At 55.4% G+C, this 26978-nt stretch carries 23 protein-coding genes; 10 read left to right on the top strand and 13 right to left on the bottom strand.

Going from position 1 to position 26978, the window contains the following annotated elements; all coding sequences use genetic code 11:
* Positions 1 to 21: 21 nt before the first annotated feature.
* From OU789_RS05735 to OU789_RS05745, 3 genes are all read left to right on the top strand, one after another.
* Positions 22 to 1110: an extracellular solute-binding protein gene (locus OU789_RS05735; protein WP_274654021.1), complete on the top strand. Its 1089-nt coding sequence runs from the start codon at positions 22 to 24 to the stop codon at positions 1108 to 1110.
* A gap of 81 nt (positions 1111 to 1191) precedes the next feature.
* On the top strand, positions 1192 to 2481 hold the full coding sequence (locus OU789_RS05740) for an ABC transporter permease (protein ID WP_274654023.1): 1290 nt from the start codon (positions 1192 to 1194) through the stop codon (positions 2479 to 2481).
* A gap of 4 nt (positions 2482 to 2485) precedes the next feature.
* Positions 2486 to 3712 (top strand): ABC transporter permease, encoded by a 1227-nt coding sequence (locus OU789_RS05745; RefSeq protein ID WP_394358489.1) that lies wholly within the window; start codon positions 2486 to 2488, stop codon positions 3710 to 3712.
* A gap of 73 nt (positions 3713 to 3785) precedes the next feature.
* Here the strand turns inward: OU789_RS05745 and OU789_RS05750 are convergent, their stop codons facing one another.
* Positions 3786 to 5024: a urate hydroxylase PuuD gene (locus OU789_RS05750; protein WP_274654025.1), complete on the bottom strand. Its 1239-nt coding sequence runs from the start codon at positions 5022 to 5024 to the stop codon at positions 3786 to 3788.
* 99 nt (positions 5025 to 5123) lie between these two features.
* Here OU789_RS05750 and OU789_RS05755 point away from each other — a divergent pair, with 99 nt between their 5' ends.
* The gene (locus OU789_RS05755) at positions 5124 to 6059 is read left to right on the top strand and encodes a LysR family transcriptional regulator (RefSeq protein WP_263953404.1); all 936 of its coding nucleotides are present in this window, start codon (positions 5124 to 5126) and stop codon (positions 6057 to 6059) included.
* Positions 6060 to 6067: 8 nt separating this feature from the next.
* Here the strand turns inward: OU789_RS05755 and uraH are convergent, their stop codons facing one another.
* Positions 6068 to 6421: a hydroxyisourate hydrolase gene (uraH, locus tag OU789_RS05760; RefSeq protein ID WP_274654030.1), complete on the bottom strand. Its 354-nt coding sequence runs from the start codon at positions 6419 to 6421 to the stop codon at positions 6068 to 6070.
* Between the two features lie 150 nt (positions 6422 to 6571).
* On the opposite strand from uraH, the gene puuE reads away from it, so the two are divergent.
* The 4 genes from puuE to OU789_RS05780 all read left to right on the top strand — a co-directional run bounded on the left by puuE (position 6572) and on the right by OU789_RS05780 (position 10795).
* On the top strand, positions 6572 to 7984 hold the full coding sequence (puuE, locus tag OU789_RS05765; RefSeq protein WP_274654032.1) for an allantoinase PuuE: 1413 nt from the start codon (positions 6572 to 6574) through the stop codon (positions 7982 to 7984).
* Positions 7981 to 8466 (top strand): ureidoglycolate lyase, encoded by a 486-nt coding sequence (locus tag OU789_RS05770; RefSeq protein ID WP_274654034.1) that lies wholly within the window; start codon positions 7981 to 7983, stop codon positions 8464 to 8466. Before puuE ends, OU789_RS05770 begins: the two co-directional genes overlap by 4 nt.
* 64 nt (positions 8467 to 8530) lie before the next feature.
* Positions 8531 to 9955, top strand: coding sequence for a uracil-xanthine permease family protein (locus OU789_RS05775; protein WP_274654036.1), 1425 nt, complete (start codon positions 8531 to 8533; stop codon positions 9953 to 9955).
* 96 nt (positions 9956 to 10051) lie between these two features.
* Positions 10052 to 10795 (top strand): sulfite exporter TauE/SafE family protein, encoded by a 744-nt coding sequence (locus tag OU789_RS05780; RefSeq protein ID WP_274654038.1) that lies wholly within the window; start codon positions 10052 to 10054, stop codon positions 10793 to 10795.
* A 13-nt stretch (positions 10796 to 10808) separates the two neighbouring features.
* Here the strand turns inward: OU789_RS05780 and guaD are convergent, their stop codons facing one another.
* From guaD to xdhA, 5 genes are all read right to left on the bottom strand, one after another.
* Entirely contained in the window at positions 10809 to 12149 is a 1341-nt protein-coding gene (guaD, locus tag OU789_RS05785; RefSeq protein WP_274654040.1) for a guanine deaminase, read from the bottom strand.
* 92 nt (positions 12150 to 12241) lie between these two features.
* Positions 12242 to 13825 (bottom strand): xanthine/uracil/vitamin C permease, encoded by a 1584-nt coding sequence (locus OU789_RS05790; protein WP_274654042.1) that lies wholly within the window; start codon positions 13823 to 13825, stop codon positions 12242 to 12244.
* Between the two features lie 68 nt (positions 13826 to 13893).
* Positions 13894 to 14745 carry a xanthine dehydrogenase accessory protein XdhC gene (gene xdhC, locus OU789_RS05795; protein ID WP_274654044.1) on the bottom strand — a complete coding sequence of 284 codons (852 nt, stop codon included), beginning with the start codon at positions 14743 to 14745 and terminating at the stop codon, positions 13894 to 13896.
* Between the two features lie 3 nt (positions 14746 to 14748).
* The gene (xdhB, locus tag OU789_RS05800; RefSeq protein WP_274654046.1) at positions 14749 to 17073 is read right to left on the bottom strand and encodes a xanthine dehydrogenase molybdopterin binding subunit; all 2325 of its coding nucleotides are present in this window, start codon (positions 17071 to 17073) and stop codon (positions 14749 to 14751) included.
* 13 nt (positions 17074 to 17086) lie between these two features.
* On the bottom strand, positions 17087 to 18559 hold the full coding sequence (xdhA, locus tag OU789_RS05805) for a xanthine dehydrogenase small subunit (protein WP_274654048.1): 1473 nt from the start codon (positions 18557 to 18559) through the stop codon (positions 17087 to 17089).
* Between the two features lie 164 nt (positions 18560 to 18723).
* On the opposite strand from xdhA, the gene OU789_RS05810 reads away from it, so the two are divergent.
* Positions 18724 to 19635, top strand: a complete 912-nt coding sequence (locus OU789_RS05810; protein WP_274654050.1) for a LysR family transcriptional regulator — start codon at positions 18724 to 18726, stop codon at positions 19633 to 19635.
* Between the two features lie 12 nt (positions 19636 to 19647).
* Here the strand turns inward: OU789_RS05810 and OU789_RS05815 are convergent, their stop codons facing one another.
* The 5 genes from OU789_RS05815 to bhcA all read right to left on the bottom strand — a co-directional run bounded on the left by OU789_RS05815 (position 19648) and on the right by bhcA (position 25129).
* Entirely contained in the window at positions 19648 to 20646 is a 999-nt protein-coding gene (locus OU789_RS05815) for a type I glyceraldehyde-3-phosphate dehydrogenase (RefSeq protein ID WP_274654052.1), read from the bottom strand.
* Positions 20647 to 20735: 89 nt separating this feature from the next.
* On the bottom strand, positions 20736 to 21701 hold the full coding sequence (gene bhcD, locus OU789_RS05820) for an iminosuccinate reductase BhcD (RefSeq protein WP_274654054.1): 966 nt from the start codon (positions 21699 to 21701) through the stop codon (positions 20736 to 20738).
* Positions 21702 to 21785: 84 nt separating this feature from the next.
* Positions 21786 to 22949 carry a 3-hydroxy-D-aspartate aldolase BhcC gene (gene bhcC / locus OU789_RS05825; RefSeq protein WP_274654056.1) on the bottom strand — a complete coding sequence of 388 codons (1164 nt, stop codon included), beginning with the start codon at positions 22947 to 22949 and terminating at the stop codon, positions 21786 to 21788.
* Between the two features lie 21 nt (positions 22950 to 22970).
* On the bottom strand, positions 22971 to 23939 hold the full coding sequence (bhcB, locus tag OU789_RS05830) for a beta-hydroxyaspartate dehydratase BhcB (RefSeq protein WP_274654058.1): 969 nt from the start codon (positions 23937 to 23939) through the stop codon (positions 22971 to 22973).
* A complete protein-coding gene (bhcA, locus tag OU789_RS05835; protein WP_274654059.1) occupies positions 23939 to 25129 on the bottom strand; it encodes an L-aspartate--glyoxylate aminotransferase BhcA in 1191 nt (396 codons plus the stop codon). Before bhcA ends, bhcB begins: the two co-directional genes overlap by 1 nt.
* A 168-nt stretch (positions 25130 to 25297) precedes the next feature.
* On the opposite strand from bhcA, the gene bhcR reads away from it, so the two are divergent.
* Positions 25298 to 26128: an HTH-type transcriptional regulator BhcR gene (bhcR, locus tag OU789_RS05840; RefSeq protein WP_274654061.1), complete on the top strand. Its 831-nt coding sequence runs from the start codon at positions 25298 to 25300 to the stop codon at positions 26126 to 26128.
* A 13-nt stretch (positions 26129 to 26141) separates the two neighbouring features.
* Here the strand turns inward: bhcR and OU789_RS05845 are convergent, their stop codons facing one another.
* Positions 26142 to 26960 carry a bifunctional allantoicase/(S)-ureidoglycine aminohydrolase gene (locus OU789_RS05845; RefSeq protein WP_263953386.1) on the bottom strand — a complete coding sequence of 273 codons (819 nt, stop codon included), beginning with the start codon at positions 26958 to 26960 and terminating at the stop codon, positions 26142 to 26144.
* Positions 26961 to 26978: the final 18 nt, after the last annotated feature.

The raw sequence follows: 26978 nt of genomic DNA on the forward strand, positions 1-26978 counted from the left end.
CGGACGAATGGGAGAATATGAATGAAATATTCCAAGTATTTGATGTCAGTAGCAGCAGTTGCCCTTGCGGGTGCGGCTACGGCAGAAGAAATGACAATTGTGTCATGGGGCGGGGCTTATTCGAAGTCTCAGCTTAAGGCTTATCACGAGCCATATTCCGAAAAGACCGGCATTACGATCATCAACGATGACAGCTCCAACGAAGCGGTTGCCAAACTGCGCGCGATGAACGAAGCAGACAACGTCACTTGGGATGTTGTTGACGTTGTGGCTTCTGATGCGATCCGTCTGTGTGACGAAGGTCTCGCAATGGAAATCGATGCGGACGAGGTTCTCGCTCCTGCGCCAGACGGCACGCCAGCTTCCGAAGACTTTGGTGATCTGCTCGTAAGCGAGTGCTTCATCCCACAGATCGTTTACTCGACAACATTTGGCTACCGCACCGACCTGATTGGTGACACACCACCAACAGACGTTTGTGCCGTGTTCGACACGGAAACCTATCCAGGGAAGCGTGGCCTTGAACGACGTCCTATTAACAACATGGAATGGGCGTTGATCTGTGATGGCGTTGGCTTTGACGAAGTCTATGACGTGCTGGCAACTGAAGAGGGGCAAAGTCGCGCACTTGCCAAGCTGGATACTATAAAAGACGACGTAGTTTGGTGGCCGGACTCTGCTACATCCATCCAATTGCTCGCCGATGGTGAGGTTGTACTCGGTTCGGCTTACAACGGTCGCCTATTTGCGGCGATTGCTGAACAAGAACAGCCAATTGGTATGCTCTGGGACGCGCAGGTTTTCGACCTTGATGGTTGGATCATTCCTGCCGGTCTTTCCGAAGAGCGTAAGCAGCGCGCATTGGATTACATCTATTTCGCAACAGATACACAGCGTCTTGCTGACCAAGCGAAATACATCTCCTACGGTCCTGCACGAGCTTCTTCTGCGCCACTTGTTGGGAAGCACGCCGAACTCGGCATCGAGATGGCACCACATATGCCAACCGATCCAGAGAACGCGAAGCGTACGTTCCTATTTAACTACGAGTTCTGGGCTGACTATCGCGACGACATCGACGCGAAATTCCAAGCCTGGCTTGCTCAATAAGCCTCTGGCTTAGAACCTAAAATTACGAAGGGCCGCATCGGTGGCCCTTCGTACTAAATTCAAAAAAACAGGGCGGAACAAATGTCCGACGCGACACAACAAGACGCGCCACAGTCCAACGGCCCCGTGCTGGCCGCAGACGGAACTCCTCTCAAGCAAAGCCTTGCACGCAGTTTGCGGCGGCAAAAGCTTCGTGCTCTCATATTGATCGCACCGCTACTGTTGTTTGTTATTCTATCTTTCCTCGTTCCTATTGCCTCCATGCTGTTCCGCTCTGTCGAGAACGGTATTGTTGAGGAAACGCTTCCCGAAACCGTTGCCGAATTGGCCAGTTGGGACGCCACAAGTGGCGAGTTGCCGCCCGAAGAGGTCTATGCCGCTTTCGTTCGCGATATGGTTATCGCCGTTGACGAAAAGACCCATACGCGCCTTGGTTCGCGGCTGAACTATGAAGAAACCGGTATGTCTTCGATGTTCCGCCGTTCCGGGCGCGCAATCAAGAAGCTTGATCCGGTCGAAGACGCTCCCTTCAAAGAAAAGCTGATCGATATCCATGATGGATGGGGCGAAGTCAAAACATGGGCGACGATTCAAACCCATTCCGGAAAATACACCGATGGTTATTTCCTCAATGCCGTTGATATGCAGCGCACCGCCGAAGGGCCAGAAATGCAGCCTGAAAACAAGCGGATTTTGCTCACGCTCTTTGGCCGAACGCTAAAAATGTCGCTGATCATTACGGGCTTCTGTATTCTGTTGAGTTATCCGGTGGCTTGGCTGCTGGCCAACCTGCCGATGCGTATATCGAACCTGTTAATGATCCTTGTGCTGTTGCCGTTCTGGACCTCGCTCTTGGTGCGAACATCGGCATGGAAGGTTATGTTGCAGCAACAAGGGGTTATCAACGATACGCTTGTCTGGCTTGGTTTGGTCGCGGATGACGCACGGCTTGTGATTATCAACAACCAGATCGGTACCATCGTGGCCATGACCCACATCCTGTTGCCGTTCATGATCTTGCCGATGTACTCGGTGATGCAGACCATTCAGCCAACATACCTCCGCGCGGCAAAGTCGCTTGGGGCAACCAACTGGACGGCATTCTGGCGGGTATATTTCCCGCAAAGTATTCCGGGAATTGGGGCAGGGTCGATCCTCGTGTTCATCCTCGCGATTGGTTACTACATCACGCCAGAAATTGTGGGCGGTACCAAAGGCGTGTTTATCTCGAACCGGATTGCCTACCACATTTCATCGTCGCTCAACTGGGGGCTCGCCGCCGCACTTGGCACTATTCTTCTCGCGGTCGTGCTTATTCTCTACTGGGCCTACGACAAGATCGTCGGCATCGACAACGTGAAGCTGGGATAGAAAAATGGCTAAGTTTAAAGACGTTCACATTCCAATTTCCATGTCCTTCACCTTGAGCCTCATCGGGCTTTTGGTTGCGGCTACGATGCTTGTCGCTGGTGTAACAACGGCCGAGGATTTCTCTGAGTTCTTGCTGACCATTTTGGGCGGCGTCGGGCTTTCTGTCGCGCTGGCCTATGCATTGTTGTCGATTTTCGGCACCCATGTTGCCGCCATGATCGTGAGTGCGCTCCTCTTTGCGGCTGCCGGCCTTGCTGTTGGGAGCCTTGGTGGCGCGTTCTTTGGCGCGATCGGCGGCGTTCTCTTTGCGCGGTTGGTGTTCTGGCTTCATTTCCGCGAGTATCGCCGCGGGCTGCCGCCATACCTGACGGCGGAGCAGGTGCTTTGGCACTATGGCTTCCGGTTTATCTGTGCGGCGATTTTCATTTTCCTGATCACACCTATCCTTGTTGTGTTGCCACTCTCGTTCAACGCCGAGAATTTCTTTACCTTCACACCAGAGATGCTGCGTTTTGATCCGGAAGGGTATAGCCTCAAGCATTACCGCGATTTCTTTACCAACAATGAATGGCAGCGGAGCTTCAAGAACTCGCTGATTATTGCGCCAATCGCGACGATTATCTCGGTTTCGCTTGGCACGCTTGCTGCTATCGGCCTATCGCAAAGCCACGTGCCGGGCCGTCGTGCGATCATGGCGATGTTGATTTCGCCGATGATTGTGCCGTTGATTATTTCGGCCACTGGGATGTTCTTTTTCTATTCCAGCATCGGCAACTTCCTCGAGGACTCTCTGGGCTTCAACAAAACCTTTGTTGGCTATGTGAAGGTGATCCTTGCGCATGCTGTGCTCGGTGTGCCGTTCGTGATCATCACGGTAACCGCTACACTGGTTGGCTTTGACCGCTCTCTCACACGCGCTGCGGCAAACATGGGCGCGGATCCGATGACAACATTCTTCCGTGTGCAAATGCCGCTTATTCTACCGGGTGTGATTTCGGGCGGTCTATTTGCGTTTATCACCTCATTCGACGAGGTTGTTGTGGTTCTGTTTGTTGGCTCCGCCAGCCAGAAAACCCTGCCTTGGCAGATGTTTACCGGCCTGCGTGAGCAGATCAGCCCAACTATTTTGGCTGTTGCGACCATCCTCGTGGTGATCTCTATCGCGCTGCTGACAGTGGTTGAACTCCTGCGCCGCCGCTCTGAACGGTTGCGGGGTATGAGCCCGGGTTAATCCAATAGAAAACGAATAAAAAAACCGGCCTAACAATGTGTTGGCCGGTTTTTTTGTGTCTGGAGTATGGGGGTTAACCGTCGTTCTGACGCACATCCTTGATCCATGCGACGATCATGGCGCGGGCTTCGTTGTCCATCTCAATCGCGTTTGGCGGTGGCATCGCGTGCGTACGTCCTGCCTGTAGATAGATTTGCTCGGCGTGGCGCGCCACGTCTGCTTCGGTTTCCAGAATGACGCCCTTTGGTGCCCAGTGCATACCTTCCCAAGAGGGTTCGCGCGCGTGGCACATAGAGCAATTCCCGACCACGGCATAATAGGCATCCTCGAATTTCTCCGAGGATGCGAATTTCTCTTCATATGGCGTCATTACCCGCGCTTCGGCTTCTTCATAGCTTTCGGTGGCGGAGAAGGTCGAGAGATAGGCAATCGCAATCATCAAGACCGCTGTTGCCAGCCATGTCCAGTTCGGCCCTTTGCCGTTTCTGTGCATCGTGTTGAAGTAGTGGCGGATTGTGACACCAGTCAGGAAGATCAACGAAGCGATGAGCCATGCGTATTCTGTACCGAAGGCAAGCGGGTAGTGGTTCGAGAGCATCAGGAACACAACCGGCAGCGTCAGGTAGTTGTTGTGGGTCGAGCGCAGCTTGGCAATTTTGCCGTATTTCGCGTCGGGTGTACGGCCCGCCTTAAGGTCGGCAACAACGATCCGTTGGTTCGGCATGATCTGAAAAAATACGTTGCCGGTCATGATCGTGGCTGTAAAGGCGCCAAGGTGAAGGAGCGCTGCGCGTCCTGTGAAGATTTGGTTGTAACCCCATGACATCACAACAAGAATAGCAAACAGAATCAGCATCAAAACCGTCGGGCTTTCGCCCAGCTTGGATTTGCAAAGCTGGTCATAAGCAAGCCAGCCAATTGTGAGCGAGCCGCCAGAAATCAGGATGCCTTGCCACAACGCGAGATCGGCCTTGCTTGGGTCGATCAGGAACAATTCTCCGCCCACCCAATAGACGATCATCAATAACGCGGCGCCTGAAATCCATGTCATGTAACTTTGCCATTTGTGCCATGTCAGATGTTCTGGCATCTCTGCAGGGGCAACGAGATACTTGACAGTGTGGTAGAATCCGCCGCCGTGGACTTCCCATTCTTCGCCATAGGCACCTTCAGGAAGCGCTTTGTTTGGCTTCAACATCAGGTCGAGCGCAATAAAATAGAATGACGCGCCGATCCACGCCATGGCCGTAATGACATGGAGCCAACGTACTGAAAACGCGATCCAATCCCAAATTATAGCCATATCATACATGGCGAACCTCCCAAGTTTCGAGTTAATCGTACTCTAGGCGAGAGTGTTTTATTCTGCTATTGCATTGAAAAATCAAGCTGCATCAAAAAAAACAAAATAATGTCTTATCTCGACAATATCAGAACCTTCGTCCGCGTCTATGAACTCGGAAGCATGTCCGCCGCGGGGCGCGACTTGAGAATTTCGCCTGCGGTGACCTCCTCGCGGATTTCACAGCTTGAGGAACACCTTGGTGTGCGCCTGTTTCAGCGCACTACGCGGAGCCTTACACCCACCGAGCAAGGCCAGTCTTTCTATCGCGGGGCGACGGGCATACTAGAGGCCGTTGAAAGTGCTGAGGCACAGATCGTCAACCTTACCGAAAACTTGCGTGGATCGCTCTATGTGGCAGCACCTCTTGGTGTTGGGCGACGGTTGATCGCGCCGCAAGTCCCTGAATTTTTGCGCGAATATCCCGAAGTAAGTGTTCGCCTTCGCCTGACCGACCGCAAAGTTGATTTGACGACCGAGGGGTTGGACCTCGCGTTTTTCCTTGGGCAGCCGGAGGACAGTAATCTCAAAATTCGCAAGATCGCCGATGTGGAGCGCGTTTTGTGCGCTGCGCCTTCCTATATCGAAGAGCGTGGAATGCCGCGCGATGGCGACGAGATTATCGCGCAAGGGCACGAGTGTTTAAGTCTGCGTTTTCCAGGGGCGACAGAGTTTCAATGGCGGCTCAATACACCCGAGGGGCCGAAGCGGTTTCGGGTGTCTGGTCGGTATGAATCTGACGACGGGGATATCCTTACGGACTGGGCTTTGTCGGGGCAGGGGATCGCGATGAAACCGGTGTTTGAAATTGTTGAACACCTGCGCGCGGGGAGCCTTGTGCCTGTTGCGACTGAAACGCCGCCAGAACCAATTCAAATGGCTTGTTTGTTTACGCATCGCCGGATGCAAGACCCGAAGACGCGGCTTTTCATGGAGTTCGTGATTGACCGCATCGGTGCCGCGATCCGCGCAACACACGCGGACCTAAGCAACGGCACGGCCTGAAATTGCCGCTAGCTTCCGCGATAGGTCGAGTAGCCGAAGGGCGAGAGCAGAAGCGGCACGTGATAATGTGATGCTTCTGACATGCCGAAGCGGATCGGGATGACGTTCAGGAAGCGTGGATCTTCGGGCGGGGTTCCTGTGGCGTCGAGGTAGGCGCCTGCATGAAACACCAACTCGTATTCACCAAGCTCGAACTCTTCAGCTGGCAGAATCTGTGAATCTGTGCGGCCGTCGTCATTAGTTTCCATTGTTTTCAACAGGCTGCGCTCTGTTCCTTCAATGCGGAACAGTTCGATTTTGAGGCCCTCTGCTGGGCAGCCTCGTGCCGTATCGAGAACATGAGTTGTTAGATAGCCGGTCATTCGTGCACACTCCTTGTTGGGTGCTACTTTTCTAGGCGAAAGCCCCGAGGAAACACAAATCCACTGTGTCCGAAGGTCTTTCTATTATTTTTTGAAAAATGGCACGCATTTTCTGGTTTATTACTAGCCAAAACACAAAGGGCGCGAAAAGTGAAACGTTATCCGCGAGATATGACCGGCCACGGGGCCGAGCCTCCCGCAGCGAATTGGCCGAACGGCGCAAAGATCGCCGTTCAGATCGTGTTGAATTACGAAGAGGGCGGAGAGAACAACATCCTGCATGGGGATGCGGCATCCGAGGCCTTTCTATCCGAAATCACCGGCGCGCAGCCGTGGGTCAGTCAGCGGCATTGGAATATGGAAACGATCTATGAGTATGGTTCGCGGGCCGGTTTTTGGCGCGTGCATCGGATGCTCAAAGACATTCCTCTTACTGTATACGGCGTTGCCACGGCGCTTGCCCGTGCGCCAGAACAGGTTGCGGCGATGCAGAAGGCTGGCTGGGAGATTGCGAGCCACGGGCTAAAGTGGGTTGAACATAAAGATATGTCACCCGATGAGGAGCGCGCACAAATCCGCGAGGCGATCAGGCTGCACACGGAAGTGACAGGCAAAGCGCCGCGTGGCTGGTACACAGGGCGCTGTTCGATGAACACGGTTGATCTGGCCGCTGAGGAGGGCGAGTTCGCCTATATCGCTGATAGCTACGCAGATGACTTGCCGTATTGGACAAAAGCAGGTGGCAAGGATCAACTCATCGTTCCCTATACGATGGATTGTAACGACATGCGCTTTGCGATTCAGGCCGGCTATACCAACGGAGACCAGTTCGAGAGCTATCTCAAAGATAGTTTCGATATGCTCTATGCGGAGGGTGAAGCGGGTGCTCCGAAAATCCTGTCGATCGGATTGCACTGCCGTTTGATCGGCCGCCCAGGCCGTGCGATGGCGCTAAAGCGCGCCCTTGAGCATTTTCAGAAACACGAGGGCGTCTGGTTTGCCACGCGCGAACAGATTGCCGACCACTGGATGAAAGAACACCCCCCTATGACCAAACCGCGCCCATCCGAGATGGATAAAGACAGCTTTGTTTCAGAGTACGGCGGCATTTTCGAGCATAGCCCGTGGATCGCAGAAGGGGCATTTGACTTGGAACTCGGCCCGACCCATGACACAGCGCAAGGCGTCCATAGCGCGCTCGCGCGTGTATTCCGCACCGCTAGCGAGGAGCAACGGCTCGGCGTTTTGACCGCGCACCCGGATTTGGCCGGAAAGCTCGCCGAAGCCAAGCGGCTCACGGCGGAATCTACAGCAGAGCAAGCCTCTGTGGGGCTAGATGCGCTTACTGATGAAGAGCGGCAAACATTCACCAAACTGAATGACGCCTACACTAGCAAGTTCGGCTTCCCGTTCATTATCGCCGTACGTGACAACACGAAGACTTCGATCATGGAGGCTTTCAAGCGGCGGATCGAGAATGATCGCGACACGGAGTTCGCAGAAGCCTGCAAACAGGTTGAACGCATCGCCGAACTGCGCCTGATCGAGAAATTTGACGCATGAGCGTGCGGGTGAAAACACAGCCCTTAACGGCGGAAGCTTTTGCGCCGTTCGGGGATGTTATCGAAGCATCTGGCTCTGTCGATAAGCTCATCAATCAAGGTAGATGCGAACGCTATCATAACCGCGCAAAACTGGATTTTGTGGACGGAGAAGCCGGTATCAGCATCTTCAAATCCGAAGTGTTTTCATTGCCGCTTTCAATAGAAATGATGGAGCGCCACCCCGAAGGGAGTCAGGCGTTTTTGCCGCTTTCGAACAAGCCGTTTCTTGTCGTTGTCGCTCCAGATGAAGGCGGCAAGCCGGGCGCACCACTTGCCTTTATCACTAACCCCGGACAGGGCGTTAACTATCATCGCGGGGTGTGGCACGGCGTGCTGACTCCTCTGCATGAACCGGGTCTGTTTGCTGTTGTAGATCGCATCGGCACCGGCCCGAACCTTGAGGAACACTGGTTCACAGAAGAGGTGATCCTCCACGAATAACAACAAAAACGAAACGCGCGAAAAATCAAAGATTGCGCATAATCCAACATAGGAAGGGACAACTATGTCAGATACGTCAATCGGAACACCGGAACAGCTCCGGGATCCAAACTATACACCACCGATGGCAAAGGCTGTGCCGCTCGGCATTCAACATGTGCTGGCGATGTTCGTGTCAAACGTGACACCAGCAATCATCGTTTGCGGAGCCGCAGGGTTCGGGTTTGGCTCAAACAGCCCCGATTTCCCGCAGATGATCTATATGATCCAGATGTCGATGTTCTTTGCGGGCATTGCCACACTCATCCAAACCATCGGTATCGGCCCTGTTGGCGCGCGTTTGCCAATCGTGCAGGGAACATCCTTTGCTTTCATTCCGATCATGATCCCGCTCGTGGCGGGTAAGGGCGTTGATGCGGTTGCCGTCTTGATGGGCGGTGTGCTTGTGGGCGGCTTATTCCATGCCTTCCTTGGATTGTTTATCGGCAAAATCCGCTTTGCTCTGCCGCCTTTGGTCACGGGCCTTGTGGTTACGATGATCGGTCTTGCGCTTGTTAAGGTTGGTATTCAATACGCCGCTGGTGGTGTGCCCGCGATCGGAACGCCAGAGTACGGCTCGCTGATCAACTGGGTTATGGCTGGCACGGTTATCATCGTAACGCTTGGGCTGAAGTTCTTTGCGCGCGGAATGCTGTCTGTATCTGCTGTGCTGATCGGCCTGATTGTCGGTTACGTATTGGCCTTCCTTTTGGGGCAAGTGAACCTTGGTAACGTTGGCAACGCAGCGCCGTTCGCGCTGCCGAACCCTCTGCATTTTGGGCTTGAGTTCTCTGTAGCTGCGATTGTTGGTTTCTGTCTGATGTCGTTCGTCTCTGCGGTTGAAACCGTGGGTGACGTTTCCGGGATCACTAAAGGTGGTGCTGGCCGCGAGGCAACCGACAAGGAGATTCAAGGCGCAACATTTGCTGATGGTGTAGGGACTGCGATTTCCGGTCTGTTTGGCGCGCTGCCGAACACCTCCTTCTCACAGAACGTGGGCCTGATCGCGATGACAGGTGTGATGAGCCGTATGGTTGTAACCATCGGCGCGGTGTTCCTGATTATCTGTGGTCTGATCCCGAAAATCGGCGCGATCATTTCCTCTATCCCGATTGAAGTGTTGGGCGGTGGTGTGATCGTTATGTTCGGTATGGTTGTTGCGGCAGGTATTTCGATGCTCTCCGACGTCAACTGGAACCGCCGCAATATGGTGATCTTTGCAATTGCGCTTTCGCTTGGTCTCGGCCTTCAGCTTGAGCCAAATGCGCTTCAGTATCTGCCTGGAACACTCAAGGTGCTAGCAACTTCCGGCATTCTGCCTGCGGCTCTGATCGCGATTGTGTTGAACCTTGTTCTTCCAGAAGAGCTCTCGGATGAAGCCACCGAAGAAGTCTCCGGCGGTATGTCTGGTCATAGCAAAGGCTCACTGCCCGACGACGATCACGTCTAGGGCTTGCGCCATTCTCTGCCTTGGTGCAGAGACTTAATCAGGGAAGCGGCGTTTTTCGAAGCGCCGCTTCCTTTGTATAATGGGGAGGAGAGGTGAATGACGCTTCTGTTGTTGGCGCTTGCGGGGTTTGGCGCGGGGGTCGTAAATGCAATCGCGGGCGGCGGAACATTCCTGACGTTTCCTGCGCTCGTCTGGGCTGGTGTGCCGCCTGTTATGGCCAATGCAACCAGTACAGTTGCGGTCTTTCCAGGTTATCTGAGTGGCGCACTTGGATTTCTAAAGGAGCTGAAAACGCTGTCTCGGGCACAGATGATCCGTCTGACGCTGATTACACTAGCGGGCGGTCTGACAGGGTCTATGTTGCTGCTCGTGTCGTCAAACGAAGTGTTTTCGTTCATCGTTCCGTTTCTGCTCTTCTTTGCCACAACCGTGTTCCTCTTCGGTGTGCGCTTGCGCGATTGGGCCGAGTCAAAAGCCCGCGCCGCAACACCGGAGGGCGCAATCGGCCTGTTTCTCGTGAGCCTTTACGGCGGTTATTTCAACGGCGGACTTGGTATTGTTCTGCTGGCGCTGTTTGCGCTCTGGGGATGGCGCGACCTACACCTGATGAACGGCGTCAAAAACGGGCTTTCCTTCGCGCTTTCGGCGATATCGGTTGTGACTTTTGCCATCGCAGGTTTGGTCGTGTGGCCTATGGCGTTGGTGATGATGGTGTTCACTGTTTTGGGTGGGTTCAGCGGAGCATGGATTGCACGTATCGTTCCGGCCTCTTGGGTGCGCGGATTTGTGGCGCTGATGGGCTACGGTATGAGCGTGGTGTTCCTGCTCCGCCTATTTTGACCGTCTTTAGTGTCTAGGCCGTGAGTGCAAGACGGTCATGTGTTTGCGTTTCGGTTTTTGCGGATACCCCCGCAACATAAACTTCGGATACCGCGCGATCATCTCCAAGCATTTGCAGGATAAACAACTCCTCGGACAGCGTTTCTGCCCGTTCCATCCGTAACGCCGAAGCAGGCGTCGCGCGTGCATCAAGCACGACAATATCCGCATCTGATCCGGCAGCCAGTGTGCCGATTTTGTCTTCCAACCCGAGCGCAACCGCATTGCCGCGCGTGATCCAGTGGAACGCCCGCAGAGGATGCAGCTTTTGGCCCTGAAGCTGAAGGATTTTGTAACCTTCGTTCAATGTCTGAAGCATGGAATAGCTTGTGCCTGCGCCGATATCCGTGGCGATTGCATTGCAAATCCCTTTGCCGCGCAATCCTGCGTCATCAAATAGCCCGCTCCCCAGAAACAAGTTCGATGTCGGGCAAAACACAGGTTTCGCACGTGTTTCGGCAAGTAAGTCAATTTCGCGCGGCGTCAGGTGGATAGAGTGGCCAAGCAACATTTTTGGCGTGAGCAACCCATAGGTTTCGTAAACGCCAAGGTAATCGGGTGCATCGGGGTAAAGTTCTGCCGTATAGGCGATTTCGTCGTGGTTTTCGCTCAGGTGGGTTTGGACAAAACAATCCGCATGTTCCGCAACCAAAGCGCCCGTCATTTCAAGCTGTTCTGGGGTCGAGGTGATGGCAAACCGCGGCGTAATTGCATAATGTGCGCGGCCCTTTCCGTGCCATTTGGCAATCAGGTCTTTGCTATCGTCATACCCTGTTTGTGGCGTATCGCGCAGCCCGTCCGGCGCGTTGCGATCCATCATCACCTTGCCGCCGATCATGCACATATTGCGGCGCGCAGCTTCGCCAAAGAACGCCTCCGCAGATTCCTTGTGTACAGAGCAATAGGCGACGGCCGTGGTTGTTCCGTGCGCGGTTAACAAATCATAAAACTTGCTAGCCATAGCCTCGGCGTGGGCGGCCTCGGCAAAGCGTGTTTCTTCGGGGAATGTATAGGTGTTGAGCCAATCAAGAAGCTGCGCCCCCCATGACGCAATCACTTGTAACTGTGGGAAATGGACGTGCGTATCGATGAAACCTGCCATCAAAAGGTTAGGGCGGTGATCCACGATCTCGGCCGCAGGCGCGCGTTGTGCAACATCGGCAAATGTGCCAACATCTGCGATTTTTCCGCCCTCAATCAGGATCGCGCCATCAGTGAGGTAGGTATAGGCCGATGTGTCAGTTGCGTCTTGGGGCTCTGCGTTGAAATCAAGAACCCTGCCGCGCAGGAGTTTTCGGGATGGCGGTTTTGACATTCTATTGTCCTATTGAAGGGGTGGTTCGTATCTGTGCGGGCCGCTGGTAGGGACAATGCGGCCCGCACAAGCATCTGGTGCTAAGCCAGAGCTTATTCGGCTGGAGGCGCTGCGGCCTCGTCGATGACAACGTTCTCGTTGTTGAGTTCGCCGTCTTTGTGGAACAGCGGGTAGATATAGAGGAACGCTGCCGCGATGAGATATCCGCCAGAGACGCCACTCAATTCGGGCCAGTGCAAACTCGCGCCGTGGATCACTCCGAGCGAGGACATGATCGTCGCCGCAAGGGCAAAGCCAGCCGCGTTGCGGAAGTTTCCGTCAATGACACTCGCCACGATCGCTCCCCAGATGAGACCGGTCAGGATCGCACCTTGCGATAGGGCGAGATGCCCCTCGAAATGCGCCCCCTGTTGCAAGAGTGCTGCCGTAAGTTCAGGGTCACCCAACTGTGGAAGGGAGGCCACGCCAACAGCGCCCAGTGCGCCCATGAGAGAACCCCATTTCGTGATCAGGAACGAAGAGACATGCGGCATCATCGCGATTGTCACAGCGGCCATATGGTCTGTTTTGATCGAATGGGCTGTGTTTGTGATGAGGCTAAGCGCAACGAACACCAGCACAGGAGCCGCTGCGGCAACCGGAATGAGGTTGGTAAGGAACGCCAATAGCCCAAAGAACGCCGCAAGCGGAATAACAATCCCGACGCCGATGATATACCCCGCATGTGCTCCCATGCGTTTGTACGCCGGATGCCCGATGTAAGCTGTCGTGGGGAAGGGTGAGCCAAAGAGAGCGCCGACCATGGTGCCGATGCCGTCGGTGATCTGACAGGTGGCAACGGGATAATGGTCGCCCGCAGCCTCCGCACTTTCGACGTTGTTCATGGTTTCGATGAAGTTATAGATCTGTACCGGCACGAGGACGAGGAACAGTTCAGGGTTCGCGAATAGGTGCTGAATTCCTGCGATCAAGTCTCCGAAATATGGAAGCGGTGGATAGAATCCGACACCGTCAAAGCTGATGCGTGCTTCGCCGATGGCAAAGGCCACAACCGTACCAACAATCAACGCCAGAAGACCTGCGGGGATGTTATACGGAAGGCGGAAGCGCCCCACGAGGCCCCAGAGGATGATGACCATCGAGGCAAAGCCGATGAACGGGTTTTCAAAAACGGTCGCGAGCGGCACCGTTCCGATGAACACAAGCGCAATGCCACAGAGGGTGCCGAGCATCCCTGCGCGTGGTGTTACCCGCTTGAGCCACGGCCCGATGACCGCGCCAAAAGCCGCAACGATACCGCCCATGAAGCCCGCGCCAATACCGACTTGCCACGCAAGAACGGGATCATTGGTGGACCAGTAGATCGGACCGATGACGCCGAACAGGTACACAAACATGACCGGGGTTGAGATGCCATAGGGCAGGGCGGTTACATCGCGCCCGTGTTTTTGCGCGGCGCGTTTGGCAAGGCCAACGTAAACCGCGATACCGGCCAGAATGGCAATCGCGGCACCGGGGACGATGCGGCCATAGACAATTTCGGCGGGCATTTGGAACACGAACTGACAGACGCCAGCAAGTACCATCAGGTTGATCAGGTTGTCGGTGAACAGCGCCCAAAACGCGCTAAAGTCGCTGCGGTGAAACAGCTTATATGTGTAGCTCCCATTCTGCATGGGGACCTCCTCTGTTGGGCCGGAAATCGGCGGACGGGCTCCTCTCCCGTTTCGCCGCCGGCGTTTGTTCACTGTGCCGCGATATGCGAGACAGTTACCCCCTCGGGGCGTTCTGCGGCAGGTTCAGAGGTCAGCGCCGTGATCACTTCGGCCACCACATGGGCCGCGATCACAGCAGGCCGCTTGTCGCGGCTACCGCCTGCCCCGATGGGGCAGATCAATGGAGCGACAGACAGGCCATCGCAGAATTTTCGGCACCAGTTGCGAAACTTGATGCGCTTGGTGTTTGAGCCGATCAGCCCCACATAGGCCGCATCTGCGCGTTGTAGCGCCGCAGAAGCCAGTAGGAAATCAAGCCCGTGGTCATGGGTCAGGACAATGAAGGCACTTCCAGCAGGGGCGCTCATCACGTCAATCTCGGGAATTGCACTGAGGCGTTTCTCGACCGCTGCATCGGAGAGCGCCAACTCTTCGGCGCGTTGATCGATGAGTACGGTATGCACAGGAAGATGCTGGAGCTGCGTGGCAAGTGCGCGGCCAACATGCCCAGCCCCAAGGATATAGACCGAAGGGTTGGCGGCCTGTGCTTCGGCGTCTCTGCTGAGGGCGGCGTCTTTGTCAGCCGCGCTCATACGCGTCACGCTCACTTCAACTCGTCCGCCGCAGCATTGGCCGATCTGGGGACCAAGGGGGATGTCGAGGTGTTTGGAGAGATCGCCAGAGGCCAGTAACTCTCGCGCCGCATCAATTGCCAGATGCTCAAGCTGCCCGCCGCCGATTGTTCCGAAAAGACTATCGGAGCGTACATACATTTCGGTGCCTTCCGCACGCGGGGATGACCCGCGTACGCGCGTGATCCGCAAGCAGGCAACAGGTTCGCCCGATGCGAAAAACTGCTCAAGATCCCGAGGCGCCGTCATGACTTAGGCTCCGGCCTTAAGCCGCTCGACCGCCAGCAAGACGCGCTCTGGCGTAGCGGGCGCTTCGAGGCGTGGACAAATGCGATAATCGGCAACACTGGCCACTGCCATCGAGAGGGCCTCAAATACCGAGATACCCAGCATAAACGGTGGCTCGCCCACAGCCTTACTGCGTTTGATGGTCATTTCGCGGTTTTCCGACCAATCGGCAAGTTTAACGTTGAATTCACGCGGGCGGTCGCTTGCCAGTGGTATCTTGTAGGTCGAAGGCGCATGGGTACGAAGGCGGCCTTCGTCATCCCACCAGAGCTCCTCGGTTGTGAGCCAGCCCATACCTTGGATGAAGGCCCCCTCAACTTGTCCTTTGTCGAGTGCTGGATTGAGCGAGCGCCCCACATCATGGAGAATATCAGCCCGTTCCACACGGTACTCGCCCGTGAGCGTGTCGATTGTAACTTCTGAACAGGCCGCGCCATAGGCGTAGTAATAAAAAGGCCGTCCTTTGCCCGCGGCGCGATCCCAGTGGATATCCGGCGTTTTGTAGAACCCCGTGGCCGAGAGATGCACGCGCGCCATGTAGGCCTCTTTGACGAGCTTATCGAACGGCACGACATCTGTGCCGATGCTGATGCCAGTTGGCCCGAAGGAAACAGCATCTTCGGATACACCACGGCTTTCGGCGGCAAAGGTGACGAGCCGTGCCTTGATCTGCTCTGCTGCATTTAGTGCGGCCATCCCGTTTAGGTCGGAGCCACTGGACGCCGCAGTCGCCGATGTGTTCGGCACTTTCTCTGTTGTGGTTTTGGTGATCTTGATCCGGTTGAAGTCAACCTGAAACGCCTCGGCAACCACTTGGGCAACTTTGGTGTTCAATCCTTGGCCCATCTCTGTGCCACCATGGTTCAGGTGGATTGAGCCGTCGTTATAAACATGGATTAAGGCGCCGGCTTGGTTGTAATGGGTTGCGGTAAATGAAATCCCGAACTTCACGGGTGTGAGCGCAATCCCGCGCCGCAGGATGCCGCCTTTGGCGTTGAACGCGCGAATGTCTTCGCGGCGGGCGCGATAGTCTGCACTTTCCTCAAGCTCTTCGACCACGCGGCTGATGATGTTGTCATCGACGCTTTGATGATAGGGGGTGAGGTTCCGCCCATCGGTACCATCGCCATAAAAATTGGCCTTACGGACATCGAGCGGGTCTTTGTCGAGCGCAAAGGCGATCTCTTCGATCATGCGCTCTGCGGCAATAACGCCCTGTGGTCCACCAAAGCCTCGGAAGGCGGTGTTTGAAACGGTATTGGTTTTCTGGGGCCGCGATGTCAGGCGCACATGCGGGTAAAAATAGGCGTTATCCGCATGGAACAACGCGCGGTCGGTCACAGGGCCAGAAAGATCAGAAGAATACCCGCACCGCGCGGCAAATTCACCTGATACCGCTTCGATGCGGCCGTCATTGTCAAAGCCGATGTCGTAATCAATCACGAAGTCATGGCGCTTACCGGTTGCGGTCATGTCCTGATCGCGGTCAGGGCGGATCTTAACCGGACGGCCCAGCTTTTTCGCTGCAATTGCCGCAACCGCACAGAATAGGTTCATTTGGCTTTCCTTGCCGCCAAACCCGCCGCCCATGCGCCGAACATTCACAACCACTGCATTCGACGGAACGCCCAGAACATGAGCAACCATATGCTGTGCCTCGCTCGGATGCTGGGTGGAGCAATGGACAACAACGTCCTCATCCTCACCAGGAACAGCAAAGGCAATATGACCCTCAAGGTACATGTGATCCTGTCCGCCGACGGTCACCTGACCTTTGATACGGTTTTGCGCCGTCGCAAACCCCTTGTCGATATCGCCGCGTTCTAGCTTGAGTGGCTCTGTGATGAGCGGCATCCCTGCGTCGCGCGCACTGACCGGGTCAATGGCATGGGGAAGGACATCACAATCCACTTCGGCAAACTCCGCTGCGCGCCGCGCTGCGTCTCGCGTTTCGGCGATTACCGCAAAGAGCGGCTGGCCGTGGAACTCGATTTTCTCAGTCGGAAACACAGGCTCGTCGTTGCGGCCTGTGGGGCTGATGTCGTTTGCGCCAGGGATGTCATCAGCAGTCAAGACGGCAACAACGCCATCCGCATCGCGAACTTTGCTTAGGTCGATGCCGTTGAGTTTGGCGTGTGCTACGTTTGAAACACCAAGGTATGCATGCAGAGTTCCTACCGGCTCGGCTATATCATCGGTGTATTCCGCGCGGCCTGTAACTTGCTTTACGGCGCTGTCGTGTTTCTGGTTCTGGTGGGTGAAACCTTTGGTAACGGTGTGATGTTTCATCGTGTTTCTCCCTTCAAACGGCCAAACGCACGGGCATGTCAGCGTCCGAACCTTGGCTGTTGTCGTGTTCAAGATAGAAGCGGCGCAGCAGGTTGCCCGCAACGCACGCACGGTAATCTGCAGATGCGCGCCAGTCACTGAGCGGGGTAAAATCCTCTGCTATCGCGTCTGCGGCGTGCTCGAATGCCTCTGAGCACCAACGGTTTCCAACAAGGGCTGCTTCGGCCTTTGCGGCGCGTTTTGGCGTCGCTGCCATACCGCCAAAGGCAAGGTTGGCTGAGGTGATCTTACCATTTTCGACCACAACAGAGAACCCGGCCGCCACCGCAGAGATATCCTCGTCGCGGCGTTTCGAAACCTTATAGGCCGCATCGATCTGTCCTTCGCTAGGCAGTGGAATGCGGATTGAGGCAACAAACTCTTCTTGCGCGCGGTCTTGTTTGCCGTAGTCGATGAAGAATGCCTCAAGCGGAAGTGTGCGCTGGCCCTTGGTGCTTTGCAAAGTAACTTCGGCACCAAGGGAGATCAGGACGGGGGGGGTGTCGCCAATGGGGGAGCCGTTGGCGATATTGCCGCCGATGGTACCCATGTTGCGAACCTGCCAGCCAGCAATGCGGTTCCAATACTCTTCAAGGTGCGGGAAGGCGGCGGAAATGGCGGCTTCGCATTCGCTATATGTCACGCCCGCGCCAATAGTCAGCGCGTCTTCGCTTGTCTCAATTGCTTTGAGATCTTCGAGATGGTTCACGAAAACCACGGGTGAAATCGGGCGCATAAATTTCGTCACCCATAGCCCCACATCGGTTGAACCGGCAACAATGGTGGCTTTTGGATTGTCAGCCAGAACCTGTGCAAGATCTTCGGCAGAATGCGGAAGGATTGCGCGGTCATCAGCGGGGCCAGTTTCGATGCGGCCCTCGGGCTGAATAGCGCTGAGTTGTGCAAGAAGGTTTTCACGCTCGGCATTCAGATAGTCATGCGCAGGCGTTCCATATTCATTGACCGCAAAGGCGGCCTTGATGATTGGCTCATATCCGGTGCAGCGGCAAAGATTGCCCTGAAGCGCGGTTTCAACTTCTGTTTCAGTCGGCTCTGGCTTCTCCATCCAAAGTGCGTAGAGCGACATCACAAACCCTGGCGTACAGAAACCGCACTGGCTTCCGTGATGCTCGACCATTGCTTCCTGTACCGGATGCAAACGCCCGTTTGGCCCGCTTAGGTGTTCGATTGTGACGATATGACAACCGTTCAAGGATGCAAGAAACCGGATGCAGGCATTGACGGTCTCATACCGAAGTGCTCCGTTGTAAAGCCGCCCGACAAGTACGGTGCACGCTCCGCAGTCACCTTCAGCGCAGCCCTCCTTGGTGCCGGTCAGACGCTGCTCGATCCGCAGATAATCCAATAGCGTTTGCGTTGCCTTCACATCGGTGAGGGTCTTTTCCTCTCCGTTAAGAAGAAAGCGGATGGCGGTCTGATGGGTCATAGGGCCTCTCGAATCTGCTGCCGAAGGGGGAGCTTCTGTGAGTTTAGTGCGAATGACTGCTCGCAAAAATGATCGGTATTGAGAAATACTATCAACGAATTGTTGAAAATAACAGGTCTCTGGATATGCTAGCTACCTCGCATTGCATCAACTAAGGACACAAAATGGCCTATCTGGAAAGCCTCCGCGTATTCTGCCGCGTTGTGGAACTTGGCAGTATTACGTCGGGCGGGCGCGATCTGCGTTTGACGCCAGCGGTTGCGAGCAAACGGATCAAAGAGCTGGAAACGCACCTTGGTGTGCGACTTTTCAATCGGACGACGCGCTCGTTGACGCCAACAGAGGTTGGTCAGCAGTTTTATGGTGAAGCCTTGCGTATTCTCGATGCTGTCGGGCAGGCCGAAACTGTAATCGCGCAATATTCCGGCGCCCCGCGTGGCACTATTCGGATGACGTCGCCATTGGCGGTAGGGCGCAGGATTATTGCGCCACTTGTGCCCGAATTCGTGGAGGAACATCCCGATATAGAAGTGCGCCTGCGGATGTCAGATCGCAAAGTCGATATTTTGGCCGATGGGTTGGACCTCGCGTTTTTCGTTGGCACACCCCATGATTCCAGCCTCAAGATGCGTAAGATTGCTGATTGCGAGCGGGTTCTTTGCGCTGCGCCTGATTACCTCGCGAAAATGGGTGCGCCGCAGGTTCCAGAGGATTTGTTGCAAGGGCACAATTGCCTCTTGCTGCGGTATCCGCGTTCGCCCGAATATTTCTGGACGCTGAATACTCCAGGCGGGCCGCGTAAATTTGAGGTGTCGGGAAAGTACGATGCCGACGACAGCGATGTGTTGCTCAACTGGGCGCTGGACGGACGCGGGATCGTGAACAAGCCACTGTTTGAGGTAGCGGCGCATCTTGCGCGCGGTGAACTTGTTGAAGTCTTGCCAGATAACCGCCCGATGCCTTCGATCTTTGGCTGTCTCTATCCGCACAAGAAGTTGCAAGATCCAAAGGTTCGCTTGCTTGTGGATTTTGTTGCGCAACGCGGCATGGCGCTTATGCGCGCTGCGATGGTGTGAAACAGAAGCGGCCTAGGCCCGCGCCGCCAAACGTTCGGCCATATTAAGCATTCGTGCTGAAAAACCCCATTCGTTATCGTACCAGCCGAAAAGCCGCAGTTGCTTTTGCCCGATGGCTTGGGTTTCCCGTAGCGATAGGACGAGAGATTCCGGCCGTGCACGGAAGTCGGACGACACACAGGCATCGTTGGTCAGGCCGATTTGCGGATGAGCTCCGAAAAGCTCCCGAAGGACGTCTTCAATCGGGTCTTCGGTAGGCGCATTGACTTGAAACACTGCATCAACCGCAGATACCGAAATTGTCGGCACCCGAACCGCCGAAACGCTCAGGCGGCCGTCGAATTCTGGGAGAACATGTGCGATCTGACTTGCCGCGCTGGTTGAGGTTGGAACCATCGAAACAGCCGCCGCACGGCTGCGCTCCAATGTTGCGCCAGGTTGATCAACGGTTGGTTGGCTGCCGGTATAGCAATGGATGGTGGTAATATGGGCGTGGGTAAAGCCGATGGAATCTTGCACAGTACGCAGAAGGGGGGCGATGGCATTCGTGGTGCAGGAGGCGTTGGAGATGATCTTCCCATCGCCGAGTGTCTGATCGTTTGCGCCAAGTACGATAGTTTGATCCGCCACGGGCGAGGGGCCGGAAATCAAAACGTTGCGCGCACCAGCAGAAAGGCCCGCCTCTGCGGTTTCGCGATCTTTGACCTTGCCTGTGCATTCCAGCACAACATCAACACCCGTTAGATCAATATCTGAAAGGCTTGTGGTGTTGTGAAACGGAACCGAAAGGCTGCCAATCTTGAGCGTCTTGTTTGCGGCTTCAACCGCAGTTGGGTAGGGGCCAAAGACGCTGTCATATCGGAAGAGATAGGCACAGGTTTCAAGCGGGGCGATATCGTTGATGCCGACAACTTCAAAGCCGCGCCCCTGCTGATCCGAGAGGATTTGCCGCAGCAATGTCCGTCCGATCCGTCCGAACCCGTTGATGAAAACGCGAATTGGTTTGCGCATTGCTCGCTCCGCCAGTGGCCAAGAAAAGGCTGCACCGAAATCCGGTACAGCCTGCCTTGAAAATCAGAAATTCAGGCCGCCAATCGGTGTCAGAAATCGACCTCAATGGCAATCCCCTGTTTGATCGCCAGTTCGACGACAGAAGCCGCAACTGCAAGGTCCTGTAAGCCGACACCCGTGCCGTCAAAGAGCGTGATATCCTCCGCCGAAGTCCGACCGGGGTTTGTACCATTAATAACGGCGCCGATTTGCGCGATATCGGCTTCTTTGATAAGCCCCTCGGCCACGGCGTGCTGTGCCTCGCCAATAGAGATGGATTGCGCAACCTCGTCGGTAAAGACGCGCGATTTTGCGAGGAGTGCAGCTTCGACTTCCTGCTTTCCTTTGGTGTCAGTGCCCATACATGCGAGATGCGTCCCGGGTGAAACATGCTCCGCCATCAACGAGGGCGCGAAGGCAGATGTAATCGAGATAATCACATCCGCGTCCTGCATCCCCTCAAGGGAAACGGCCTCAAATGGAAGTCCGGCCTCATTGGCGATTTTCTCAATGTTCGGAAGCATTTCCGGATGATAGTTCCAGCCGATCACCTTTTCAAAGTCGCGCTGTTCAAGAGCAGCGCGCAGTTGGAATGTCGCCTGATGACCCGCGCCGATCATGCCGATTGTTTTCGCGTCCTTGCGTGCAAGATGTTTGATCGAAACCGACGAGGCCGCAGCCGTCCGCAGCGCCGTCAGAAGGTTGCCGCCGACCATTGCCTTGGCTTTGCCCGTGTCCGGATCAAAGAGAAAGACAGTCGATTGGTGGTTGATGATGCCACGTTTTTCAAGGTTGTTTGGCCAGTAACCACCCGCCTTGAGCCCGAGTGTAAGACCCGCGCGGTCAAACCCGCCCTTGAACCCGTAAAGCGCATCTTCATGGCCGATTGCTTCGCGCACAACGGGAAAGTTATATGCGTCGCCCGTGGCCATGGCGGCAAAGACCTTTTCAACCGCGTCAAAGGCGGCTTCGCGGGTCATGAGATTGGCGATTTCGCGCTCTGGAACAATATACATCAACGTGCCTCGTTTCGTGAGTTTTAAACCGCCTCGCGCAATTGGGTGGGCCAGCAAGCGCGGGGCGGGGTGGTTGTGTTGGGATTAGTATGCGCGACCGCGGGCCGATACCGGCCAAACGACCTCGACCTTTCCGTTGCGCACACCTACGTACCAGTCATGAACGTTCGCAGTCGGATCACAGTGGCCCGGCACGAGGCGAAGCTTGTCGTTCACCTTAAGGGCGCCGTTCGGATCAGCAACAACGCCGTGCTCATCGGAGCATTTGACATATTCCACGTCATCGCGGCCATAGATCACAGGCAACCCGCTATCGACGGATTGCGCCTTAAGGCCGGCATCAACGATGGCTTTGTCTGCCTTCGCATGGGACATGACCGAGGTGAGAATGAAGAATGCGTTCTCCCATTCGCCTTGGTCGATCCGCTTGCCGTCTTTATCGAGGATGCGGCCATAATCGGCGTCCATGAAGGCATAGGAGCCGCATTGTAGCTCGTTATATACGCCGGAGTTGGACTCGAAATAATAGGAACCAGTGCCGCCGCCGGATACGAGATCACATTCGATACCCTCGGCCTTGAGCCCGTCCACGGCGTCTTGAACCATCGCAATTGCGGCGTCGAGTTTTTCCTTGCGGGCCTCATAGCTATCTAGATGCTGCATCGCGCCCTGGTAGGCCTGAATCCCGGAGAACTTGAGGTTGTCGGCGGCTACAACAGCTTTGGCAATTTCGACAACCGCGTGCGTTGTTGTGACGCCGCAGCGGCCCGCGCCACAGTCGATTTCAACAAATACCTCAAGCTCGGTGCCGTGCTGCTTTGCTGCCGCTGAAAGATCGGCAACGTTCTCGATATCATCGACACAAACAATCGTGCGTGCGCCCAAAAGTGGCAGGCGGGCGAGGCGGTCGATCTTGGCGGGGTCGCGGACTTGGTTAGACACAAGAATATCCTTGATGCCACCACGGGCGAACACCTCGGCCTCTGATACCTTTTGACAGCATACACCAACTGCGCCGCCCAACTCTTCCTGAAGCTTTGCCACATCTACGGATTTGTGCATTTTCCCGTGAACGCGGTGGCGCATGCCGTGGGCCTTCGCGTAGTCGCCCATCTTCTTGATGTTGCGCTCCAGAGCGTCGAGGTCCAGTACAAGCGCGGGTGTCTGGATGTCACTTTCGGCCATTCCCGGTTTCGCCGGAATGTCATAGCCAACTTCATATGCGTCCAAAGTGTTCATATCTTTCATTCCCATTGTCCTCTTGTGGGTCTAGCCGTTTACCCATGGCAGGCGGTCGAGATCGACATTGCCGCCGGTGATGATAATGCCAACGCGCTTGCCTTTAAACGCATCGGGGTTCTTCAGGATGGTAGCAAGCGGAACGGCGCTTGACGGTTCCATCACGATCCGCAGGTGCTTCCAGATGAGCTTCATCGCGTCGATGATCTCTTGCTCGCTCGCGGTGTAAATCTCACTGACGTGGTTTGAAACGAAATGCCACGTTAAATCCTTGAGCGGCACAAGCAGCCCGTCGGCAATGGTTTTGGGCGCGTCATCAGCGATGATGTGCCCTGCCTTGAAGCTGCGATAGGCGTCGTCAGCCTGTTCCGGCTCTGCGGCGATGACCTGTGTTTCTGGAGCCAATGTTGCCAGCGTCAGGCATGTGCCGGAGATCATGCCGCCACCGCCGATCGGCGCGACGACTGCATCTAGCCCGTCTGTTTGCTCCATGAATTCACGTGCACAGGTGCCTTGCCCTGCGATCACTCGGGGATCGTTGTAGGGGTGGACGAAATCACCGCCAGTTTTGGCCTGCACCTCGGCAAATGTCGCCTCTCGCGAGGATGTCGACGGTTCGCATTCGGTAATCACACCACCATAGCGGCGCACGGTGTCTTTCTTTGCCTGTGGGGCGGTGCGCGGCATTACAACGTTGCAGGGAATGCCGCGTTTCATGGCCGCATAGCTCAGGCAAGACGCGTGGTTGCCCGACGAGTGGGTCGCTACACCTTTTTCAGCCTGTGCATCACTAAGCCCGAACACAGCATTGCTCGCGCCACGGACCTTAAAGGCACCCGGTTCCTGAAAGTTCTCGCACTTAAAGAATAGATCTGCGCCACTCAATTCGTTGAGGTAATCCGATGTCCGCACAGGTGTGCGGCGGATATAGGGCGCGATCCGTTCATGCGCAGCGAGCATATCCTCATAGGTTGGGATCATGGTTGCTGTGTCCTTCATCACGCGGCATCTTTTTGAGAAGCGAGCGCGTGACCACGGTAATAGTCCTGCGCGGCCGCAACGCCAGAGCCAAGTTGGATATCAAGGCCGAGGTCGGCCATGCACATTTCGGCGGTCGCGATACCAGAAAGTGCCATCACATCTGTTAGGCTGCCAAGGTGGCCAATGCGGAACACTTTGCCCGCAACTTCACCCAGACCAACGCCAAAGGCGACACCGTATTTGTCGGCAGCATGGGTAACGATATCTGTGGCATTGAAGCCTTCGGGCGTGCGGATGGCGCTTACAGTGTCGGAGTAAACATCAGTGCTTGTGGCGCAGAGGTCCAGCCCCCAAGCGCCCACAGCGGCGCGAACACCCTCGGCAATACGTGTGTGGCGGGCAAAGACGTTTTCAAGCCCCTCATCCAACAGCATTTTGCAAGATTCATTCAGGCCATTGAGCAAACCAACTGCAGGCGTATAGGGGTAGGCATTGTTCGCGTAGCCCTTTGCCATGTCATGCACATCAAAGAATGTACGGGGCAGGGAGCCGGTTTGGGTTGCTTCCATTGCCTTGGCGCTAAAGCCGACAATTGCGAGCCCAGCAGAGAGCATGAACCCTTTTTGCGAGCCGGTAACCGCAACGTCCACGCCCCATTCGTCAAAGCGGAAGTCCATCGAGGCAATCGAGGATACCCCGTCGACAAAAAGCAGCGCCGGATGACCCGCCGCATCAAGCGCGCGACGTACGGCGGCAATGTCGGATTTTACGCCAGTTGCGGTTTCATTGTGGGTGGCAAGAACAGCCTTGATCTCATGGCTTTTGTCCGCTGTCAGGATTTCTTCGTAGCGATCAGCGGGCAGCCCGTCGCCCCACGGGGTTTCGACAATCTCAACGTTCAACTCATGGCGCTGGCACATGTCGATCCAGCGATGGCTGAACATGCCGTTGCGTGCCGCGAGTATTTTGTCGCCCGCAGAAAGCGTGTTGGTAAGAGCGGTTTCCCAACCACCCGTTCCAGTGGCCGGAAAGATAAAAACTTCCGCGCTATCGCTTTTCAAAATCTTGCGCACACCTTCGCGCGCCGGATGCAATATTTGCCCGAATAATGGTGAACGGTGGTCGATTGTCGGCATATCGCAGGCTTTGCGTAGATGCTCGGGGATATTGGTTGGCCCCGGAATGAAAACAGGATTTTGAAAGCTCATGGCGTATCTCCTTCGGTCGTTGGGTCCACCTTAAGGGCAGGGCCGCGCGGATGAAATTTTTTTGAAAAATGATTTCAAAATCTTCGAAGGGAGAAAAATTGAATATTGTTAATGGGTTATATTTTTCATATAGTGAATTAGGATTTCACATCAAATTTGAGGCTTCTTATGGAAAATCATGAAAATGAGCCTTCTGGCCGAAAATCCAGAGGACGCCCACGCGATTGGAACGACAAAACCGCTCAGAACACGATCAAGTCTCTGGATCGCGCCATGGCGGTGTTTGAGTATCTGAGTGAAACACAGGGCGAGCCTCTTTCAGTGATCGCCAGTGAGACGGATCAATCCCCTGCAACGGTTTATCGTATTCTTGTTACGCTGGAGGGGCGGGGCCTTGTGGAATTTGATGCAGGAGAGCAAATCTGGCGGATCGGAGCGCGCGCCTTTGTGATCGGTGCGCGGTTTCTGCGGCAAACCAGCCTTGTGGAACGGGCGCGCCCGATCTTGCGGCGTTTGATGGAAGCTACGGGCGAGACGGCCAACCTCGGGGCAGAGAAAAACGGCGCGGTTCTATTCCTCAGTCAGATAGAGACGCATGCAAGTATTCGTGCATTCTTTCCGCCAGGGACGTTATCGCCGATGCATTCGTCGGGTATTGGCAAGGTTCTGCTCGCGCAGATGGATGAGGAGCGCCTTGCGCGGTTCTTGTCCCGAGAAGAGCTCACTGCATTCACCAAGCATTCAATCACAGAAGAAGCCGCCCTTCGCCAAAACCTCGAGCGAATTCGTGCACGGGGATTTTCCTTTGATAACGAAGAGAAAAACATCGGAATGCGCTGTATCGCAGCGCCCGTTTTCGACGCCAATGAGGAAGCAATCGCGGGCGTTTCGGTGTCGGGGCCGACCAGCCGGATAACCCTTAATGATATTGAAGAGTTGTCGGTCGCGGTTACGGGTGCAGCGCGCGACCTAACCAAGGCTATTGGTGGAACAGTTTAAGGGGAGCGTGCTCTTAGCCAAGCTTCATATGGCGGTTCACATCTTTGTAGAGCAGATAGCGGAACTTACCCGGACCGCCCGCGTAGCACGCTTGAGGGCAAAATGCGCGTAGCCACATGTAATCCCCAGCCTCGACCTCGACCCAATCGTTGTTGAGGCGGTAGACAGCCTTGCCCTCAAGTACATAAAGCCCGTGCTCCATAACATGGGTCTCAAGGAAGGGGATCACCGCGCCCGGCTCAAAAGTTACGACGGTCACGTGCATGTCGTGGCGCAGGTCGTTTGGATCAACGAAGCGGGTCGTGGCCCATTTCCCGTCTGTTCCGGGCATCGGGGTTGGCGCGATGTCGTTTTCGTTGAGAATTAGCGGCTCAGGCGCATCAAGGCCCGGTACCGCTTCATAGGCCTTGCGGATCCAGTGAAAGCGCAAGGTTTCCTTGCTTGTGTTAAACAGAGTCCAATCCGTTGACGGCGGGAGATACGCATAACCACCCGGCACTAGGGTGTGAACCTCCCCGTCAATTGTCAGCGTCGCTTCGCCCTCGACCACAAACAGAACGCCCTCGGCTTTGGCATCAGTTTCCGGTGTTTTGGAGCCGCCACCGGGCTGCACTTCCATGATATATTGCGAGAAAGTTTCGGCAAAGCCACTAAGCGGACGGGACAGAACCCAAAGCCGCGTGTCTTCCCAGAACGGCAGGAAGCTTGTCACGATATCGCGCATGGTCCCTTTGGGAATAACCGCATAGGCCTCGGTAAATACGGCTCGGTCCGTCAGAAGCTGATCCTGACCGGGATGACCGCCGGTTGGGGCGAAATACGTGCTGCTCATGAAATGCTCCTGACGCGA

Origin of the sequence: Halocynthiibacter sp. C4 (genome assembly GCF_028823805.1) — a bacterium.
GTDB lineage: Bacteria > Pseudomonadota > Alphaproteobacteria > Rhodobacterales > Rhodobacteraceae > Falsihalocynthiibacter > Falsihalocynthiibacter halioticoli.